Here is a 20290-nt window from a genome sequence, read left to right as displayed (position 1 = left end):
GCATGCTTGCTGTGATCGCTCACCCTGTTTCTGATCCGTTTTACTACCTCCACAACTTCCAGCAGGTACTGGACTGGTTGCAGCTGCGTTATGCGGACCTGCTTACGGAGCAGGAGCACGAGTTTGTTCGCCTGTTCGGCCAGCAACCACGTGCGGCCCAGGCAATGCTGGTACGCATGGTGATGCGCAAGGGCCAGTTGTTTCGTGCCAGCAAGTTGATCTACCCCGAGATTGGCCCATCGGCCGAGGCCTTGGCGCCGTTGGTGGCGTTGGCCTGGGTCGATGATGATGGCGTGCTGAGCCTGGAGCAGCTGTTCCAGATGCTGCGCAAGGATGAAATCGTTGCCTGTTTTTCCACGGCTTTGACACGCCCTCGGGCGGCAAAACCCGATCTTTTCGAGCAATTGGTGCCGTTGTACCCCGAGCCACGTCGTTTGTCCGAGTGGTATCCGGGCTTTGCCGAAGCTGTTTATGAGTGGCGTTTGCAAGCCTTGTGCGACCGCCTGCGTCTGCTGTTTTTTGGCAATCTGCATCAGGACTGGTCCGAATTCGTATTGGCTGACCTGGGTGTGCTGCGTTACGAACAGGTGGCGTTCAGCATTGATTCCCGGGCGATGCGCCAGCGCGAAGATGTGGAGGTTGCCCTGGCCTTGCATGAGTGTGCCGAGCAACTTGCTGCGGGCGCTGCCGTCGAACAGGTACTGGCGCGCGCCGAGCACTTGCGCAGCGCCAATCCCTGGCTGGAACGTCGCCGGGCCCGCTTGCTGTTCCACCTGGGCCAGCACTGTGAGCGGGAGGGTAACTGGGCATTGGCCCAGCAGGTCTATCCGCTCAGCGCGCACCCGCAGGCGCCATTACGTCACATACGGGTGCTGGAGCGCGGCGAACAGTGGGCGGCGGCGCTGCATCTGGCCGAGGCGGTCAGTGAACAGCCGCTCAATGCGCTGCAAGCGCAGGCGTTGGCCAGAGTGCTGCCGCGCCTGCGGCGCAAGCTGGGTGGCCCTGTGCAGCCGAGGCGCCCGGCACCTGAGGTGCATCGGATCGACCTGTGCCTGCCTCGCGAGCATGCGGTGCAGGGTGTCGAGCGGGCAGTCCAGCAGTATCTTCAGGAAGAGGGCGGGCAGGTGTTCTATGTCGAGAACTGCCTGTTCAACGGCCTGTTTGGCCTGCTTTGCTGGGACGCGATTTTCGCGCCGCTGCCGGGGGCGTTCTTCCACCCGTTCCAACGTGGCCCCCAAGACCTGCATGACCCCGGTTTCCAGGCGCGTCGTGAGGTGCTGTTCGGTGACTGCCTGGCACAGTTGGAGGATGGTCGCTATCGCCAGACGATCCGCGCCAACCATGCGGCGAAACAGGGCCTGCAGTCGCCTTTCGTGGTTTGGGACGTGCTTGACGAAACACTGTTGGAACAGGCCCTGGCCTGTGTGCCCGCCGAGCATCTGAGCCAGTGTTTCCGGCGCCTGCTGGAAGATATCAAGCACAACCGCGCCGGCATGCCCGACCTGATTCAACTGTGGCCTGAGGCGCGGCGCTACCGGATGATCGAGGTCAAAGGCCCCGGTGACCGCCTTCAGGACAATCAGCTGCGCTGGATCGAGTTCTGCAATGAACATGGCCTGCCAGTCGAGGTTTGCCATGTGCAATGGGAGCCGCAGGCTTCATGACGTATGTGGTCGCTGTACGTGCGTTATGTGAATTTACTGCAAAGCAGGGCGACCTGGACCTGCGCTTCACACCATCGCCTACGGCTCAGGAGGGGATCGCCGGGCATCGCCGGGTGGTCGCTCGGCGCGGTTCGGACTATGAGGCTGAAGTCACGCTGGAGGGCAGTTACGAGCACCTTCGGGTGCGTGGTCGCGCTGATGGCTATGAGCCCTCGGCCAACCGGCTGGAGGAGATCAAGACTTACCGCGGTGACCTCGCCAATCAACCGGACAATCATCGTGCGTTGCATTGGGCACAGGCGCGCATTTATGGCTGGCTGCTGTGCAGCACGCGGCACCTGAGCGAGATCCACCTGGCACTGGTCTACCTGGATGTCGACAGTGACCGCGAGACCCGTATCGAGCAGCACTACCCGGCCGAGGCTCTGGAGCAGTACTTCAAGCAGCAATGTACGGCCTTTCTGGCGTGGGCCGTTCCCCAGATGCAGCGGTTGACCGAGCGCAACAGCGGGCTGCAGGCGCTGAGTTTTCCTTACGCGCACATGCGCAGCGGCCAGCGCGATCTGGCCGAAACGGTGTACAAGGCGGTCAGCACGGGCCGTTGTCTGATGGCCCAGGCCACCACGGGCATTGGCAAGACCCTGGGCACATTGTTCCCGATGCTCAAGGCTGTCGTGCCGCAACAACTGGACAAAGTGATCTTTCTGACCGCCAAGACCCCGGGGCGGGCCTTGGCACTGGACGCAGTGCGCCAGGTCATGACCAGCGCGCCCACGCTTGCGCTACGCAGCCTCGAACTGGTGGCCAGGGACAAGGCCTGTGAGTATCCGCAGAACGCCTGCCATGGCGAGTCCTGCCCGTTGGCCAAGGGGTTTTATGACCGTTTGCCGGCGGCGCGGCAGGCGGCGCGGCAGGTCGCACTGCTGGATAAGGCCGCGTTGCGCGAGGTGGCGCTGAGGCATCAGGTCTGTCCTTATTACTTGAGCCAGGAGATGGCGCGCTGGGTCGATGTCGTGGTTGCTGACTACAACTATTACTTTGACCAAAGCGCCTTGCTGCATGGCCTGGCCCAGCTCAATCAATGGCGTGTGGCGGTGTTGGTGGACGAGGCGCATAACCTGGTCGAACGCGCCCGCCAGATGTACAGCGCGAGCCTCGATCAGTGGTCGTTGCAGAGCCTGCGACGCAGCAAGCCTGTCGGTATGACCAGTGCATTGCAGCAACTCAATCGTCAGTGGAATGCGCTGCACAATGAGCAGGTGGCGCCCTACAGGGCCAGCGTCGAGTTGCCGACAGCCTTTCTCAAGGCCTTGCAGCGCTGCCTGACGCTGATTCAGGAACAGATGAATCAGGCTCCGTCGGGGCTGGACCCGGCATTGATGGACTTTTACTTCCGTGGGTTGCAATTCAGCCGGTTGAGCGAAGTCTTTGACGCAAACTTCCTGTTCGACATCAGCAAGCGTGAGGGCCAGGGGCGGCGCAGCCTGTCGACCCTGTGCCTGCGCAACGTACTGCCAGCGCCGTTGATAGCGCCGAGAATGACGGCGGCACGCAGCGTTGTGCTGTTCTCCGCCACACTTGGGCCTCGGCAGTTCTATGCCGACCTGCTGGGCATGCCAGGCGACACCGCCTGGCTGGAGGTGGCTTCGCCCTTTGTCGCCGAGCAGTTGCAGGTGCGTGTGGTCAGCGATATTTCGACGCGCTACCAGCACCGTCAGGCATCTATCGCTCCCATCAGCGAACTGATTGCCGAGCAGTATGCCCGGCAACCGGGCAACTACCTGGCGTTCTTCAGCAGTTTCGAGTACCTGCAGCACGTGGCCGAAATGCTGGCAACGCGGTACCCGGCCATTCACCAATGGCGTCAGTCGCAAGGGATGGCTGAGGAGGCACGGCAGGCGTTTCTTGAACGCTTTGTCGACGGTGGACAAGGGATCGGTTTCGCGGTGTTGGGCGGGGCGTTCGCCGAAGGGGTCGATCTGCCGGGAACCCGCCTGATCGGTGCGTTCGTCGCGACCCTGGGCCTGCCGCAAGTCAACCCGGTCAATGAACAGATCAAGCACCGCATGGCCGAGCGGTTTGGCGCAGGCTTTGATTACACCTACCTGTACCCAGGGGTGCGCAAGGTCATCCAGGCCGCTGGGCGCGTTATTCGTGGCCCCGAGGATCGGGGTGTGGTGATGCTGATCGATGACCGGTTTGCCGAGCCGAAGGTACAGCAGATGTTTCCAGCGTGGTGGGCTCCGCAAAAAAAATAGTCGTCAGGGCAGGGAGCTTCCACGTCGCCTTAAGGTCAAACTGCCAGTAAACTGTGACCTTTCATTACCCTGAACACCCATTCTTGAGGTTTTGCATGAAGCTCAGTCCCCTGGCGGGCAAACCGGCACCTGCGTCGATTCTGGTCGATATCCCTCGACTGCTGACCGCCTACTACTCTGGCCGGCCGGATGCCGGCATCGCCACCCAACGGGTAGCGTTCGGTACTTCAGGGCATCGCGGCAGTTCTCTGGAGTTGAGTTTCAACGAAGACCATGTACTGGCTATCAGCCAGGCCATTTGCCTGTACCGCAAGGTCAAAGGCATTGATGGCCCGCTGTTCGTCGGTATCGATACCCACGCACTGTCCACGCCGGCAGCAGCCACCGCATTGCAGGTACTGGCCGCCAATGGCGTCGAAGTGATGCTGGCAAAGGACGATGAGTACACGCCAACGCCGGCAGTGTCCCACGCCATTCTTTGTTACAACCGTGGTCGCAGCCGCGGTCTGGCCGATGGTGTGGTCATCACCCCGTCGCACAACCCACCACAGAGCGGCGGCTTCAAGTACAACCCGCCCAATGGCGGCCCGGCCGACAGCGACGTGACCAAGTGGATCGAGGCCAAGGCCAACGAACTGCTGGCCGATGGCCTGAAAGACGTGAAGCGCATGGACTATGAGCAGGCGCTCAAGGCCAGCACGACCCATCGTCATGACTACCTGGGCAATTACGTCAGCGATCTGGTCAATGTGATTGATTTCGATGCTATTCGTGGTGCCAACCTGCGCCTTGGCGTTGACCCGCTGGGCGGTGCCGGTGTGCGCTACTGGTCGGCCATTGCCGATCACTATCGCCTGAACCTGGACGTGGTCAACACCGAGGTCGACCCGACCTTCCGCTTCATGAGCGTGGACTGGGACGGCCAGATCCGTATGGACCCGTCCTCGCCTTATGCCATGCAGGGCCTGATCGGCCTGCGTGAGCGTTTTGACGTTGCCTTTGCCTGCGACCCCGACCATGACCGTCACGGCATCGTCACGCCAAACGGCCTGCTGGCTCCGAACAACTACCTGGCGGTTGCCATCGACTACCTGTTCCAGAACCGTCCGCAGTGGCGCGCCGATGCGGCCGTTGGCAAGACCGTGGTCAGCAGTGGCCTGATCGACCGGGTGACGGCACGTTTGGGGCGTCGTCTCTACGAAGTGCCGGTTGGTTTCAAGTTCTTTGCCGAAGGGCTGTTCGACGGCTCGCTCGGTTTTGGTGGCGAAGAGAGTGCCGGTGCTTCGTTCCTGCGCAAGGATGGCAGTGTGTGGGCCACCGACAAGGACGGCTTGATCCCGGCGTTGCTGGCGGCGGAAATCACCGCGCGTACCGGGCGTAACCCGAGCCAGGCGTATGCCGCATTGACCGCCGAGCTGGGTGAACCCTTCGCGACGCGTGTCGAGGCCAAGGCCAACCCGCAACAGAAAGCCCTGTTGAGCAAGCTGGCGCCGGAGCAGGTGAAGTCCACTGAACTGGCCGGTGAGCCAATTCAGCAGATCCTCAGTCATGCGCCGGGCAATGGCCAGGCCATCGGCGGTTTGAAAGTGATGACCGCCAACGGCTGGTTTGCGGCGCGTCCGTCGGGTACCGAGGACATCTACAAGATCTACGCCGAGAGCTTTATCGACGATGCACACCTGCAGCGCCTGGTAAGCGAAGCCCAGGAATTGGTCGATAACGCCATTTCCTGATCTTTGGTCGCGCACCCGCCCCGTTAGCGGGGCGGGTGCCGGTCAGGCAACATCGACCAGAACGATTTCGCTGTCCTCCAGCGCCGTCACTCGCAGCAACGATTCGTCTTCGATCGCCAGGCCGTCACGGGCAGCGGCGCGCACACCGTTGACCTCGATCAGCCCTTTGGCCGGCACCAGATAGCCGCGACGTCCGCTGTCCAGCACGTACTCGGCGCTTTCTCCGGCTTTCAGTGTCGCCGCGACCAGCCGTGCGTCAGACCGGATGCGCAAGCTTTGCTCGTCACCTTCACGGCCACTGGCCAGGGTCACGAAGCCTTCGCCGCGCTCACCTTTGGGAAACGGACGGGTGCCCCACGAGGGTGCTTCGCCGCTGCGCTCTGGAATGATCCAGATCTGGAAGATGCGCGTATCAACCTTCTCCAGGTTGTACTCACTGTGGACGATTCCGGTCCCGGCGCTCATCACTTGCACATCGCCCGCTTCCGTACGGCCTTTGTTGCCCAGGTTGTCCTGGTGACTGATTGCCCCTTCGCGGACATAGGTAATGATTTCCATGTCACGGTGCGGGTGCGGTGGGAAACCGCTGCCTGCAGCGATCAGGTCATCGTTCCAGACCCGCAGGGTGCCCCAGTGCATGCGCTCGGGGTCGTAGTATTCGGCGAATGAAAAGTGATGATGGGCATCCAGCCAGCCGTGGTTGGCATGGCCAAGGGTGGCGAAAGGGCGCAGTTGCAACATGAGTCATCTCCTCGGCAAGGTTTATGGAAATGATGATCGCGCACTTAATGATCGAAATTAAGCGTAAATTTCGGCTTATATTGATCTGATTATTAGATGTAAAAGGTGCAGTGATGGATTCACTTCATCGCCTAATTACCTGATCTACAAGCAATCGGCTGGTGCTTTGCGGTCAATGGAGCGAACATGGCGACAGAGCCCTTTTCAGTTGGAGTCGGTGTGTCACACGAGCGCCCCAAGCACCCCCCGGAATTAACCCCGCCGGCCCAGTTACCCTGGGTCAGGCGGTTGTTGGCCCGTGTCCTTGGTCGAGGCCTGAGCCGGTTGCAGGCACAGCACCGCGACTCGTGGTTTCAGGGGCATGCCAGCGGCCAACGTACCGGCCATGCCGAGGGCTTGCGCGAGGGCTATGAGGAGGGCCGTGTCGACGGTTTCGAGGCCGGCCGCCAGGTTCTGGTGATTCGTGATACCCGCCCCGATGCGCATGTCGTGCCAGGACAGGACGACAGCCTGTTCGACGATTGGCGTCTGCCGCTCAGTGCCGAGCTGAAAAAACGCTTCAAGGCCGACGTTGCGCAGCGCCTGCCCGCGCAGGCACAGCCCAGCGCCGCGCAATGGAAAATGATCTTCAGTGACACGCCCTCGACCTGCGTGATTGCGGGTGCCGGTGCTGGCAAGTCCACGTCCCTGGTGCTGCGTATTCTGCTGTTGCGCCACTACCTGGGCTATGAGCTGGATGCCATGACCGTGGTTACGTTCACGCGGGAGTCGCGCAAGGACTTCATCGTACGACTGACCCAGGTGTTTGCCTTATGGGACCTCAACCTGACCCCGGTAGAGGCCCGCGAGTTGGTGCGTACCTTCCATTCGTGGATTCTGCCACTGGTGCGCAGCCTGCCGGGTTTCAGCCAGCTGCGGGCCTTTGAGACGCTGGGCAGTGAGCTACCGGGTGGCAGCGAGTCGAATGCCGAGACCAACCCCTTTGACCTGCGTATCAATGATGCCCAGCGTCAGCAGTTGAACCTGTGCTACCGCGACCTGATGCAGGGTAGCCCTCGCTTTGCCGAGTTGATCACGACCCTGCGGCGCCAGGCCTTGCAGCTCAAGGCGTTGGACCGCGATCATCCCGACGTGCAGAAACGCGCTGCGGTGACGCAACTGTCTGCCGAGCGCGACGAGGAGTTGTGCGACACGATTGAAGACCTCTGGTTCAGGGCGGGCGCATGGCCGATCAGGGGCATCGAGCCAAGCCGGGAAACCGTGGAAATCAATGGCAGCCGTTTTCATTTCCATGGCTACATTGCCGAACTCGATGCCTGGGTCGTATTGGGTTTCGATCCTGGGGAAAACAAGGACTACAAGCGCCCGAGTGCCAAGTTACCGGTGTGGGCCGAGTGGGTTATCAAACGCACGTTGTTTCAAGCTTTCTGCGATAAGCCATTGATATGGCTTGAAAACTATTCGGCAGCCAAGCGCTTGACCGCCTCCCTTGCAACGGATGCCGTGGCCGGGCCGGGCTTTGACTACAAGGTCAAGGGCGAGCTCTCGTCGGTGCCGCTCCTGGACGCCTTCGTCAGTGCTGCCGGGTTCATCGAGAACCTTGGCCTGGACGTTTGCGCAGCAGTCGGGCGCATGAGCTTTCCAGCGGGTGACAGCGATGCACTGTTCTTTGAAGCCTTGAGTCTGTACTGGCGGGCGCTGGAGAACCACCTGTTGGCGCAGTCGCCGCCGATCATGAGCTATAACCGAATGTTCGCCCTGTTCGCGGAGAACACCCCCGAGAACCTGCGCTTGTTGCCCGATGCCTTGCTCAGGCCTTTGGCGCACCTGATGATCGACGAGTTCCAGGATGTCTCGCCGCAGATCGTTTCCTGGCTACGGGCCTGTCTGCGTGAAATCCGCCGGCGCGGGCCAGCATTGCATGTGGGGCGCACCGCCCAGCATTCGTCGCTGCTGTGCGTGGGCGATGACTGGCAATCGATCTACGGCTGGCGGGGTAGCTCACCCAAGTACTTCATGGAGTTCGCCAAGGAATTCGTCTCGCCGTCCAGCACGCGGGTGATGCTTAGCGACAACTACCGCAGCCACCAGCACATCATTGATGCAGCCGAGCACATTGTTAAGCCGGCTCCGGCGATCAACGGCAAGAAAGCCAAAGCCTGTGGTCTGGCGGCCGAGGACGCCGTGCCGGTCACGGTGCAGCCGCGTGATGAGGCGGCGCTTGCCCAGCAGTTGATGACGCATTATCGGCAGGGGGATTCGGTGATGATGTTGTATCGAAAAAGCAGCGATAAGTCATTGATTTCAGAGTATTTACAGCCGCTTATCAACCATGAGAAGGGCCTTGCGCCAGGGCAACGCCGGTTCCGTCAGCTGACCTACCACAGCGCCAAGGGGCTGCAGGCCGATGCGGTGTTCATGCTTGGCGATTGCCAGCATGTGACGCGTTCGCCGTACAAGAATCAGGTGTATCGCCAAGCCGGGCTTGGCCGTAGCGGTGACCCTGAAGCCTACGACAATGCGCAGAAGGACGAAGTCTTGCGCCTGGCCTATGTCGCCGTCACGCGCGCCGTCAGGCATTGTTACTGGCATGTCGAGACGCCGACCGGGGAGGCGCAGAACCTGCCCCGGGCATCGTCTCAGGTCGATGGCAGCAAAGCGTTCTTCGACGACCTCAGGCCTTGAATGCGGCCGGCGGTGCTGTCGCTGGCACCGTTTTGCCGATGGCCTGCTCGACCCGTCGGGCCACGGCCGGGTCGTCGGCAAACGGTATCAGGCTGGCCTGATCGTCCACGTCATGGGTGTGCCGTCGCAGGCAGGCGGTAGTCACCCAATAGAAGAACAGCAGTGCGCTCAGGCAGGACACGGCATACCCCCAATCGTTCATGATGGGTCTCCTCAGGCGATCTGTGCAGTGTTGAGGGCCAGCCCAGGGTTGGCAACACGTACCGTGCGCCAGGTGTTCCAGGCCATCAACAGCATGCCGGTCAGGAAACATACACCACCGGCAAAACGCACGATGAAGCCTGGGTGGCTGGCGACCAGCGCCTCGACGAAGGAGTAGGTCAGGGTTCCATCATCGTTGGTGGCACGCCACATCAGGCCCTGCGTGATGCCATTGACCCACATCGAGGCGATGTAGAGCACGGTGCCGATGGTGGCCAGCCAGAAATGCAGGTTGATCAGCCCGGTGCTGTACATCCGCTCGCGGCCGAAGACCTTGGGAATCATGTGGTACAACGCGCCGAAGGTGATCATGGCGACCCAGCCCAGGGCACCGGCGTGCACATGCCCAATGGTCCAGTCGGTGTAGTGGGACAGGGCATTGACGGTCTTGATTGCCATCATCGGCCCTTCAAAGGTCGACATGCCGTAGAACGCCAGCGAGAGCACCAGAAAGCGCAGGATCGGGTCGTCGCGCAGCTTATGCCAGGCCCCGGAGAGGGTCATCATGCCGTTGATCATGCCGCCCCAGCTGGGCGCCAGCAGGATCAACGACATCGCCATCCCCAGCGATTGCGCCCAGTCGGGCAGCGCGGTGTAGTGCAGGTGATGCGGGCCGGCCCAGATGTACAGGGTGATCAGTGCCCAGAAATGCACGATGGACAGGCGGTAGGAGTACACCGGCTTGCCGACTTGCTTGGGCACGAAGTAGTACATCATCCCGAGGAAGCCCGTCGTCAGGAAGAACCCCACGGCATTGTGCCCGTACCACCACTGGACCATGGCGTCGGTGGCGCCGGCATAGACCGGGTAGGATTTGAACCAGCTGACCGGGATCGACAGGTGATTGACCACATGCAGCATGGCAATCACCACAATGAAGGCGCCGAAGAACCAGTTGCCCACATAGATATGCTTACCCTTGCGGCGCATGAGTGTGGCAAAGAAGACGATGCCGTAGGCGACCCAGACAATGGCCATCCATACCGCGCCGGTGAACTCGATCTCGGCGTACTCCTTGGTGGTGGTCAGCCCCAGCGGCAAGCTGATCAGCATGATCACGATGGTCGCCTGCCAGCCCCAGAAGGTGAAGGCGGCCAGGGTGTCGCTGTACAGCCTGACCTGGCAGGTCCGTTGTACCGCGTAATAGCTGGCGGCGAACTGGGCACTGCCGGCAAAACCGAAGATCACCAGGCTGGTGTGTAGTGGCCGCAAGCGACCGAATGTTGTCCAGGGCAGATCCAGGTTCAGATCAGGCCAGACCAATTGCGAGGCGATCCAGACGCCCATGGCCATGCCGATTACGCCCCAGACCACGGTCATGATGACGAATTGCCGAACCACCTTGTAGTTGTAGGCCTGCGCCTGTTGTTGTGTAGACATGGCTGATTCCCACTGTTCCTGTAAGGCTCGCCCTACCGTCGGGCAGGGCACGGGCGCAGACTCTAGGAAGCTATGAGCCTACAAAACAGACTCAGAAACATGGCAGATATACAGATCAGATGAAACCCCAGTATTCATTGGGCTCAGCGCTATCTGATCTGTAAATACTGACAGCAAGAGGGGCTGTTCTCGACGTCTATTTCAGTCACGAAGCGGCTGTGGGTCGCAGCTGAAATGCGCTGAAGTCATCTTGACATCACGCTGAAAGACGGTTCAGACTTCGTTAAACTTTGCGCGCAAAGTTTAACCGCAAGGGCGCTGCCGAGTCGGTCCGTCAGGGGCTGGCCCGCCGCAGACGATCGGGGCGCGTAGCCGCGGCCAAACAATAATGAAGGGAGCAACAGATGCAGCTTTCCAAGGAACTGGTCCTTCAAGCCAAAGCGACCTTCGGCACGCCCACCTACCTGTACGATGAAGCGGTGTTGCGCAGCAGTTTCAATGAGTTGCGCCAGGTACTGCCCGACTGCGTAGACATTTTCTATGCCCTGAAAGTCAACCCGAACCTCTCTCTGGTAAAGCTGATTCGCTCCTATGGCGGCAATACCGAGGTGTGCTCGATGGGTGAGCTGGAAATTGCCCTGAAAGCGGGGGTTGCCCCTCAAGACATTATTTTCCTCGGTCCGTACAAAAAAGCCGAAGAACATCGCAGGGCGCTTGAGGTTGGTGTGTATGCCATTGTCGTCGAGTCTGAAAGCGAGTTGCGCAAGTTGTCCGAGCTGGCGGGGCAGCTGAACCGCGTCGCGCCGGTAGCGATCCGCATCAATCCGAATTTCTCGGCGTCGGGTTCGCCGTGGAAGATGGGCGGGCGGCCAACGCATTTCGGTATTCAAGAAGATACGGCCGTGGCCAATTTCGGCGAATACGTGGCGATGCCGAACATTCAGGTAAAGGGGATTCACGTATATAACGGCACGAAGATCCTCGATGCCCAGTCGGTCTACGACAATGCATGCTACATCCTTGACCTGTTCCGCAACCTGTCTCGGCGCTACTCGCTGAACCTGAGCATGGTCGATGTGGGGGGCGGTCTCGGTATCAAATACTACGACAACGAAAAGGAGCTGGATGTTGCCCAGCTCAAGCAGCTGTTGATGCCGTTGTTCGAAGGCTTCCACCGCCAGTACCCACAGGCGCGGATCATCCTTGAGTCGGGGCGGTTTATTGCAGGCAAGTGCGGGGCGTTGCTGGTAACGGTCGACAATATCAAGGAGAACCACGGCAAGACCTTCGCCGTCACCGACGGTGGCACCAACTGCCATGGCGCCGCAGTCGGCAGTGGGCAGGTGCTCAAGCGCAATTTTCGTATTGTGCATGCCGCTGGCAGTCGTGACACGGAGCGGCGTGAGTACCATATTTCCGGACCACTCTGCAGTCCTGATGATTTGCTCGGCCGCGACGTGCAGATCGAAACGCTCAAGGAAGGTGATCTGCTGGCCGTGACGGCGTCTGGTGCGTACGGCCCGACAGCATCACCCACGCTGTTTCACAGCCATGGTTATCCCGCCGAGGTCATTGCCAGCCACGGCAAGTTGTTCCTGGCCCGGCAACGCCAGCGCGTCGAAGAGATCGTCGACAGTCACGCCGATGTCGACCTCGCCGAGATGCTGGATTGTGCACCTGCCACTCAAGCTCGTCCGGATAATGCCCTGGCCTCAACCCAGCAACAGCTTGTCGGCATTTTGCGCCGGGTGCTCAATCTGCCGGAAACACTGCTTGTCGTGCCAGATTCGCACTTGCGCAATCAATTGGGTCTGGACTCCCTTACCTCCATGGAGTTGCTGGTCAGCCTGGAGGATGAGATCGAGGGTTTCTTCGTCAATCCAGACACGATCACCCCGGGCCATTTCAATACGGTTGCCAGCCTGGCGCAGTACATCGAGGCAAACCGTCAACCCGTTCGGCAATTCACCGACCTGCTGAAGGTGCAACATGAAAGCCTCTAAGGCATTGCTGCAGTCGGTGCTGGAAGCGCGCAGCGAGCTGCATCCTGATAAGCCGGCAGTGATCTATGCCGAGGAAACCTACACGTACGCCCAACTGGATGATGCCGGTTCGCGATTGGCTTGCGGTCTGCAAGCCATTGGCCTGCAGCGCCAGGAGCGGGTGGTGGTGTGCCTGGGTAATCGGGTCGAGACGGTCTGTGCTTTCTGGGGTGTGCTCAAGGCCGGCGGGGTGCTGGTCAACGTTGGCCTGGAAACGTCCAGTGAGAGCCTCGACTACATCATTCGCGATGCTGAAGCATCGATGCTGATCACGACCTCCGAGACATTCGCCAACCTGCCAGCCAACACGGTCAGCTTGCCGCACCTGCGTGCGTGCATCCTGCTGGATGGTGAACCTGGCTCTGCAGTCACCAAGACCTTTGAAAGCCTGCTCAACCAAGGGACCACGACGTCAACCTCCAGCATGAACCTGGACCTGGATCTGGCAACGATCATCTATACCTCAGGCTCCACGGGCGCTCCAAAAGGGGTCATGCTGAGCCACGGCAATATGCTCGCGGCACTGGCTTCGTTGAACACTTACCTGGGTTACCGGGAAAGCGATACGGTGCTGTGTTCGCTGCCGTTATCGTTCGACTATGGCTTGTACCAGATGATCATGGCCTTGAGCACTGGGGCCACGCTGGTGTTGGAGAAAGAATTTACCTGGCCGATTTTCCTCATCAAGAAAATTCGCCAATACCAGGTAACCATCGTCCCCGTCGTACCCACCATGCTGATGCTCTTGCATGAGTGCGCGGACAAGCGCGCAGCGCTGTTTGCTCAGGTGCGCATGGTGACCAACACCGGCGCGGCGCTCAAGGAACGACATATCGCCCAGATGAAAGCGTTGTTCCCCAATGCCCAGATTTTCTCGATGTACGGCCTGACCGAATGCAAGCGTTGCACCTACCTGCCGCCAGAAGACATCGACAGCAAGCCTGGCAGTGTTGGTATTGCCATTCCCAATACCGAATTATGGCTGATTGACGATGAGGGGCAGCGAATCGATCAGCCGCATCAGGTCGGGCAATTGGTCATCCGTGGCTCGACGGTGATGGTGGGTTACTGGCGCAACCCGAAGGCCACCGCCGAGAAGCTCAAGCCTGGCCCTTATCCAGGCGAAAGCGTGCTTCACACCGGCGACTACTGCAGCCTTGATGAAGATGGCTACCTGTACTTCCACGGGCGCATGGATCATGTCATCAAATCCCGCGGGATGAAGGTCAGCCCGAGCGAGGTGGAGAGCTTTCTGTACGCGATCGAGGGTGTCGAAGCGGCTGCCGTCGTGGGTGTCGAGCATGCCTCGGTCGGTGAAGGGCTGTATGCCTTTGTCACCCTGGGCAGTGGCGTCACACTGGATGCCCAGCAAGTCATGGCGTTCTGTCGAGCGGGCCTGGAGCCACACAAGGTGCCACTGTTCATTCGCATTGAGGCGGCATTGCCGCGTACTGCCAACGGCAAGTTTGACCTTGTGCAACTCAAGCAGCAGGCACAACACGCTCAGTTGGCCGTTGCCAGTTGAATAGCGAGCGTTTCTTCACCCTTTTTAAATGCAGAGGAACGCAGGGAGCGTTTGTATGAGCCTGGACAGCATGGGCAGAGATCAGTCGCTGGACGTTAACGGCAACCAGATAGCGCTACGCATCTGGGGCGACGAAGGCGGGCATCCGGTATTGGCGTTGCATGGCTGGCTGGATAATGCCGCATCGTTCGAGCGTATTGCGCCACACTTGAAGGGTTGTTTTGTCGTAGCACCGGACCTGGCTGGCCATGGCCGAAGTGAGCATCGGCGTAGCGACAGCGGTTACTACCTCTGGGAATACGCCAGTGAAATGAACATGCTGGTGGAGTGCCTGGGCTGGCGACGGTTTTCCGTGCTGGGTCATTCCATGGGCACGGGTATCGCTTCGATCCTCGAGGCGATGAACAAGTCTATCGATAGCATGATCTTTCTCGACGGTATGGGGGCGCCGTTCACCATTGCCGAATCCGATACGGTCGAGCATGTGAAAAGGTCTCACCGTTTAATGCGTCTGGCGGTGCGTACGCGCCTGCACGGTTTTTCTGCCCCGGAGCATGCCCAGTTCAGCAGTGTCGAGGCCGCAGTGCTTGAACGGCGCAATGGCATCGATGCCAGCTTGTCAGCTGATAGCGTGCGCTGCCTGGCATTGCGCGACCTGATCAGCGTCGGTGACGGCTATCGCTGGCGCCATGACCCGCGCCTGGTGCTGCCTGAGCCGCTGCAACTGACCGAGCAGCAGGCGTGCGATTTCCTTCGGCAGATCAGTTGCCCTTTGCACGTGATGCTCGGTCGCCAAGGGCTGTTCGCCAACGGCAACTATGAGAAGAGGAAGCGCGCATTGCCTTGGGCGACTCGGGTTCACTGGCACGAGGGTGGTCACCATTTCCACCTGGAATCGCTGAGCGCCGCATTGATCGAGCAGGTCAATACCGCGTTGCTCCAGCGGGCGCATGGGGCGCTGCAATACCTGTCCAATCAGTAATGGAGTACGTGTGTGAACAGTTTCTGGATTGCCCCTTCGATTCTGGCAGCGGATTTTGCCTGTCTCGGTGCTGAAGTCGAACAGGTGCTGGCAGCAGGTGCCGATGTCATCCATATCGATGTCATGGATAACCACTATGTGCCTAACCTGACCATGGGGCCGCAGTTCTGCAAAGCCTTGCGCCGGTATGGGATCACCGCGCCGATTGATGTTCACCTGATGGTCACGCCGGTGGACTCGATGATTGAGGCCTTTGCCGAGGCGGGTGCGGACTATATTTCGATTCACCCGGAGGCCACCCTGCATCTGGACCGCTCATTGCAGCTGATCAAAGACCTGGGTTGCAAAGCGGGGTTGGTGTTCAACCCGGCCACCGGCCTTGAGGCATGCCATTACGTGCTGGACAGGCTTGACCTGATCCTGCTGATGTCGGTGAATCCGGGGTTTGGCGGGCAGAAGTTCCTGCCGTCGGTGTTGCCGAAGATCGAAGCGGCTCGCAAGCTGATCGATGCCAGTGGACGCAGTATTCGTCTGGAAGTCGATGGTGGCGTTAATCAGCAGACCATTGCTCAGGTCGCGGCTGCGGGTGCAGACATGTTCGTCGCCGGCACGGCAATTTTTGCTGAAGATGATTACCGCGCTACTATTGACGCCTTGCGTGGCAGGATCGCCGACGCTGTAGCCGGTCGCGCAGCCTGAGGCTCGCTACCGATTTTTCGCGAACCCCCATGAGTTACCTGTCCTTGCGCACTCAAATCCTTATCAGCACCCTGCGATGCCTGGCGTGTCTGACGGTTCCGCTGGAACACGCGGGAGGTCGGCATGCTTGACCCAACCTTCGACTTTGACAAGATGCTGTGCTTTTCGCTGTATTCGACCGCCAACGCCATGGTCCGCGACTATGCCGAGCCGCTCAAGCGGCGGGGGATAACCTACCCGCAACTGCTGGTCATGGCCGGGTTGTGGGGCCAGGACGACGTGTCCATCAGCGCCTTGAGTGACTTGACCCTGTTCGACCTTGGCACCCTCACGCCCATCGTCAAGCGTTTGGCCAATGCCGGTTTCATTACGGTGTACCTCGATCCGAATGATCGTCGCCGGCGCAATCTGCTGCTCACCGACAAGGGGCGGGCACTGAAGGCCGAAGCGGCTCAGGTGTTCAATAACATGGCCTGCAAGATCGACCTCCAGGACACCGAGGTGGAGCAAGTGGTCAAGGTGTGCCAGCGCATTCGCTCACGCTTGCGCTGATACTCATGGCGTCAGGTGCTCCGGCGAATTGAAGTTGCTCAGGCGTGGATCGTCCAGCGGATAGTCCAGCGCTTGCAGTGGCTGCGCCAGCAGGGTCCGCAGCAAGCTACGCTCACCCTGGTTCCAGCGCTGGCGAAGGTCGTCGAGCAGGCGGCACGGCAGCAGGCAGAACATGGGTTGCCAATGGCCATCCTGACGGACCATGGCTGGTCGCCCCTGATCGTTCATCTGGCTTAGCAGATCAAGCACCAGTGGACGGTCGATCAACGGTGCATCACAGGCGAGCACCAGCAACCACGGGTGACGGGCTTGCGCCAACCCGCTCAGAACACCCGCCAGCGGGCCCGGGTAGTCGTTTGATTCATCTCCAACCAAGTGATCGGCATAGGGCCGGTACTGCTCGGCATTACGGTTGCAGGAAATGATCAGGTCGTCGGTCAGTGGCCGTACTACGGCCTGGACGTGGGCAATCAGTGGTTGCCCGTGCAAGGGAACCAGGCCCTTGTCGCGCCCGCCCATGCGCAGGCCGCGACCGCCTGCCAAGAGGAGGATGGAGCAGGGTGCCGGAAGCTGGGTCATGACGGTTTACCTGTAGCGTCAAAGCCGCTCACGATCCCATGAGCGGCTGTGGCTGTCCATCAGCTTTCCAGGCTGACCTTGGCCTCAGGCTGGCGTCGTCGTGTGCCGGTCAGGCGCATGACCACCACGAAGAACACCGGCACGAACACCACCGCCAGCGTTGCGCTGAGCATTCCGCCGATCACGCCGGTACCGATGGCTTGCTGGCTGGCCGAGCTGGCGCCCGTGGCGATGGCCAGCGGGACGACCCCAAGGATGAATGCCAGCGAGGTCATGACAATGGGCCGCAGGCGCAGGCGGGCAGCGTGTACCGTCGCTTCGACCAGGTCGTGACCTTCGTCCACCAGGCTTTTGGCGAATTCGATGATCAGGATCGCGTTCTTCGCCGACAGGCCGATCAGGGTGATCAGGCCGACCTTGAAGAACACATCGTTAGGCATGCCACGCAGACTGACCGCCAGCACCGCGCCCAGCACGCCCAAGGGCACCACCAATAGCACCGCAGTCGGGATCGACCAGCTTTCATAGAGGGCTGCCAGGCACAGGAACACCACCAGCAGCGACAGGGCCATCAGCATGGGCGCCTGGCTGCCGGACAGCCGTTCCTGCAGCGACAGGCCCGTCCACTCCAGGCCCATGCCCAGCGGTAGCTGGCTGACCAGGCGCTCGATCTCAGCCATGGCTTCACCGGAGCTATGGCCCGGTACCGGTTCGCCGGACACCGAGATCGCCGGGTAACCGTTGTAGCGCGTCAACTGCACCGGGCCGGAGACCCAGTGGGCGCGGGTGAACGCCGACAGTGGCACCATCTTGCCGTTGCTGTTGCGGACATGGATTTTCATCAGGTCTTCGACCTGGCTGCGGCGGTCGCCCTCGGCTTGTACGACGACCCGCTGCATCCGGCCCTGATTGGGAAAATCGTTGACGTAGGTCGAGCCGATGGCCGTGTTGAGCACGGTGCCGATGTCGGCAAAGGAAACCCCCAGGGCGTTGGCCTGCTTGCGGTCTATCTCCAGTTGCACCTGTGGGCTTTCGGCCAGGGCGCTTTCACGTACGTTCATCAATACCGGGCTTTTCTCGGCAGCGGCCAGTAGCTGATCGCGCGCGGCCATCAGGTTGGCGTGGCCGAGGCCACCACGGTCCTGCAGGCGGAATTCAAAGCCGCTGGACGTGCCAAGCCCGTCGACCGGAGGCGGCAGTACCGAGTAGGCGATCGCGTTCTTGAACTGGCTGAACGCCGCGGTGGCGCGCTCGGCGATGGCCGCTGCGCTGTCCTTGGCGCTTCGCTCGGACCAATCCTTGAGTGTGGTGAAGACCAGCGCCGCGTTCTGCCCGGTGCCGGAAAAGCTGAAGCCCATGATCACTGTGGTATTACCGACGCCAGGCTCTTCAGCGTTGTGCGCTTCGATCTGTGCCGCGACCTGCTCGGTGCGTGGTTTGCTGGCACCGGGCGGGAGCTGGACGTCGGTAATGGTGTAGCCCTGGTCTTCGGTCGGCAGGAACGAGGAGGGCAGTTGGCTGAACAGGTAACCCAGGCCGACCAGCAGCAGGCCGTACACCAGCAGGTAGCGTCCGCTGCGCTTGAGGGCATGGCTCACCCAGCATTGGTAGCCGTCGGTGAGGCGTTCGAAGCGCCGGTTGAATGCGCCAAAGACGCCGCGCTTTTGTCCATGACCCGTTTCGATGGGCTTGAGCAGGGTGGCGCACAGGGCCGGTGTCAGGCTCAGGGCAAGGAAGGCCGAGAACAGGATCGACACCGCCATCGCCAACGAAAACTGCTGGTAGATCACCCCCACCGAGCCGGGCATGAAGGCCATCGGCAGGAACACTGCGACCAGCACCAGGGTAATCCCGACGATGGCCCCACTGATCTGGCCCATGGCCTTGCGGGTTGCCTCACGAGGTGGAAGGCCTTCTTCGGCCATGATCCGTTCGACGTTTTCCACCACCACGATGGCATCGTCGACCAGAATGCCAATGGCCAGCACCATGCCGAACAATGTCAGAACGTTGATCGAGAACCCCATCCCGAGCATGACTGCAAATGTCCCCATCAGTGCCACGGGCACCACCAGGGTCGGGATCAGGGTGTAGCGGATGTTCTGCAGGAACAGGAACATCACCGCAAACACCAGCACCATCGCTTCGAGCAAGGTGTTGATTACCTGCTCGATGGAGACTTTCACGAACGGTGACGTGTCATAGGGGATGTCGTAGCGTGCACCGGCCGGAAAGTAGCGTGACAACTCATCCATCTTGGCGCGGACCAGGGTCGCCGTCTGCATGGCGTTGGCACCCGGCGACAATTGCACGCTGAAGGCGGTCGACGGCTTGCCGTTCAGGCGTGTACCGAACTGGTACTCCTGGCTGCCAATCTCTACCCGCGCCACGTCGCCGACAGTCACCCGCGAACCGTCCGGATTGGCCCGCAAGACGATGTCGGCGAACGCCTCCGGTGTCGACAGCTGGCCTTTGACTACCACGTTGGCGGTGATTTCCTGAGTCGCCCGGCCTGGCAGCTCACCGATGCTGCCGGGGGCTACCTGGGTGTTTTGTGCGGCAATGGCCAGGTTGACGTCTTCGGGGGTCAGGTTGAAGCCGATCAGTTTCTGCGGGTCGATCCAGATGCGCATGGCGCGCTCGGCGCCGTATAGCTGCGCCTTGCCGACACCGTTGAGGCGACGGATCTCGTTCATGACGTTGCGGGCCAGGAAGTCGCTGAGGGCGACTTCGTCGAGCGACTCGTTTTCAGCGGTCAGGGTCACCAGCATCAGGAACCCGGTGGAAACTTTCTCCACTTGCAAGCCTTGCTGGGTGACCGCGCGGGGTAAACGCGACTCGACGATCTTCAGGCGGTTCTGCACATCTACCTGGGCCAGTTCAGGGTTGGTACCCGGCTCGAAGGTGGCGGTGATGGTGGCGCTGCCCAGGCTGCTTTGCGACTGAAAGTACAGCAGGTGGTCGGCACCGTTGAGCTCCTGCTCGATCAGGCTGACGACGCTTTCATCAAGGGTCTGCGCAGAGGCACCGGGGTAGACGGCATAGATCTCCACCTGTGGCGGCGCTACGTTAGGGTATTGGGCCACCGGCAATTGCGGGATGGCCAGCGCGCCGGCCAGCAAAATGAACAGCGCGACCACCCAGGCAAACACCGGGCGGTCAATGAAGAATTGCGGCATTGATCAGGCC

Annotated in this window: 14 protein-coding genes; 9 read left to right on the top strand and 5 right to left on the bottom strand. The window is 60.7% G+C overall.

All coding sequences use genetic code 11. The features are described 5' to 3' along the window. Nucleotides 1-11: 11 nt before the first annotated feature. The 3 genes from IE038_RS03320 to pgm all read left to right on the top strand — a co-directional run bounded on the left by IE038_RS03320 (nucleotide 12) and on the right by pgm (nucleotide 5655). Nucleotides 12-1664 carry a VRR-NUC domain-containing protein gene (locus IE038_RS03320; RefSeq protein ID WP_189395156.1) on the top strand — a complete coding sequence of 551 codons (1653 nt, stop codon included), beginning with the start codon at nucleotides 12-14 and terminating at the stop codon, nucleotides 1662-1664. After that, nucleotides 1661-3922 carry an ATP-dependent DNA helicase gene (locus IE038_RS03315; RefSeq protein WP_163939145.1) on the top strand — a complete coding sequence of 754 codons (2262 nt, stop codon included), beginning with the start codon at nucleotides 1661-1663 and terminating at the stop codon, nucleotides 3920-3922. Before IE038_RS03320 ends, IE038_RS03315 begins: the two co-directional genes overlap by 4 nt. A 95-nt stretch (nucleotides 3923-4017) precedes the next feature. After that, nucleotides 4018-5655: a phosphoglucomutase (alpha-D-glucose-1,6-bisphosphate-dependent) gene (gene pgm / locus IE038_RS03310; RefSeq protein WP_163939147.1), complete on the top strand. Its 1638-nt coding sequence runs from the start codon at nucleotides 4018-4020 to the stop codon at nucleotides 5653-5655. 42 nt (nucleotides 5656-5697) lie between these two features. Here the strand turns inward: pgm and IE038_RS03305 are convergent, their stop codons facing one another. Further along, nucleotides 5698-6396: a pirin family protein gene (locus tag IE038_RS03305; protein ID WP_163939149.1), complete on the bottom strand. Its 699-nt coding sequence runs from the start codon at nucleotides 6394-6396 to the stop codon at nucleotides 5698-5700. Between the two features lie 186 nt (nucleotides 6397-6582). Here IE038_RS03305 and IE038_RS03300 point away from each other — a divergent pair, with 186 nt between their 5' ends. Next, the gene (locus IE038_RS03300; RefSeq protein WP_163939151.1) at nucleotides 6583-9081 is read left to right on the top strand and encodes a UvrD-helicase domain-containing protein; all 2499 of its coding nucleotides are present in this window, start codon (nucleotides 6583-6585) and stop codon (nucleotides 9079-9081) included. Here IE038_RS03300 and IE038_RS03295 read toward each other — a convergent pair. Both IE038_RS03295 and ccoN read right to left on the bottom strand, forming a co-directional pair. Then, nucleotides 9071-9283 carry a cbb3-type cytochrome c oxidase subunit 3 gene (locus IE038_RS03295; protein WP_229775599.1) on the bottom strand — a complete coding sequence of 71 codons (213 nt, stop codon included), beginning with the start codon at nucleotides 9281-9283 and terminating at the stop codon, nucleotides 9071-9073. The two genes, IE038_RS03300 and IE038_RS03295, sit on opposite strands and share 11 nt — an antisense overlap. A gap of 11 nt (nucleotides 9284-9294) precedes the next feature. Next, a complete protein-coding gene (gene ccoN / locus IE038_RS03290; RefSeq protein ID WP_189395118.1) occupies nucleotides 9295-10722 on the bottom strand; it encodes a cytochrome-c oxidase, cbb3-type subunit I in 1428 nt (475 codons plus the stop codon). Between the two features lie 404 nt (nucleotides 10723-11126). On the opposite strand from ccoN, the gene lysA reads away from it, so the two are divergent. The 5 genes from lysA to IE038_RS03265 all read left to right on the top strand — a co-directional run bounded on the left by lysA (nucleotide 11127) and on the right by IE038_RS03265 (nucleotide 16522). Beyond that, a complete protein-coding gene (lysA, locus tag IE038_RS03285) occupies nucleotides 11127-12725 on the top strand; it encodes a diaminopimelate decarboxylase (protein WP_163932377.1) in 1599 nt (532 codons plus the stop codon). Next, complete coding sequence (locus IE038_RS03280; protein WP_189395117.1) at nucleotides 12712-14289, top strand: class I adenylate-forming enzyme family protein; 1578 nt, start codon at nucleotides 12712-12714, stop codon at nucleotides 14287-14289. Before lysA ends, IE038_RS03280 begins: the two co-directional genes overlap by 14 nt. Before the next feature lie 55 nt (nucleotides 14290-14344). Continuing rightward, nucleotides 14345-15271 carry an alpha/beta hydrolase gene (locus IE038_RS03275; RefSeq protein ID WP_163939336.1) on the top strand — a complete coding sequence of 309 codons (927 nt, stop codon included), beginning with the start codon at nucleotides 14345-14347 and terminating at the stop codon, nucleotides 15269-15271. Between the two features lie 12 nt (nucleotides 15272-15283). Continuing rightward, nucleotides 15284-15970, top strand: a complete 687-nt coding sequence (rpe, locus tag IE038_RS03270; RefSeq protein ID WP_163939338.1) for a ribulose-phosphate 3-epimerase — start codon at nucleotides 15284-15286, stop codon at nucleotides 15968-15970. Between the two features lie 123 nt (nucleotides 15971-16093). Then, nucleotides 16094-16522 (top strand): MarR family winged helix-turn-helix transcriptional regulator, encoded by a 429-nt coding sequence (locus tag IE038_RS03265; RefSeq protein WP_163939340.1) that lies wholly within the window; start codon nucleotides 16094-16096, stop codon nucleotides 16520-16522. Nucleotides 16523-16525: 3 nt separating this feature from the next. On the opposite strand, the gene mobA is transcribed toward IE038_RS03265, so the two are convergent. Further along, the gene (gene mobA / locus IE038_RS03260; RefSeq protein WP_163939342.1) at nucleotides 16526-17101 is read right to left on the bottom strand and encodes a molybdenum cofactor guanylyltransferase MobA; all 576 of its coding nucleotides are present in this window, start codon (nucleotides 17099-17101) and stop codon (nucleotides 16526-16528) included. 59 nt (nucleotides 17102-17160) lie between these two features. Beyond that, complete coding sequence (locus IE038_RS03255) at nucleotides 17161-20280, bottom strand: multidrug efflux RND transporter permease subunit (protein WP_189395116.1); 3120 nt, start codon at nucleotides 20278-20280, stop codon at nucleotides 17161-17163. Nucleotides 20281-20290 lie beyond the last annotated feature (10 nt).

The sequence above is a fragment of the Pseudomonas laurentiana genome (assembly GCF_014648275.1).
GTDB lineage: Bacteria > Pseudomonadota > Gammaproteobacteria > Pseudomonadales > Pseudomonadaceae > Aquipseudomonas > Aquipseudomonas laurentiana.
Note: the sequence above shows the minus strand (reverse complement) of the source record. Positions and strands in the feature narration are given on the sequence as shown.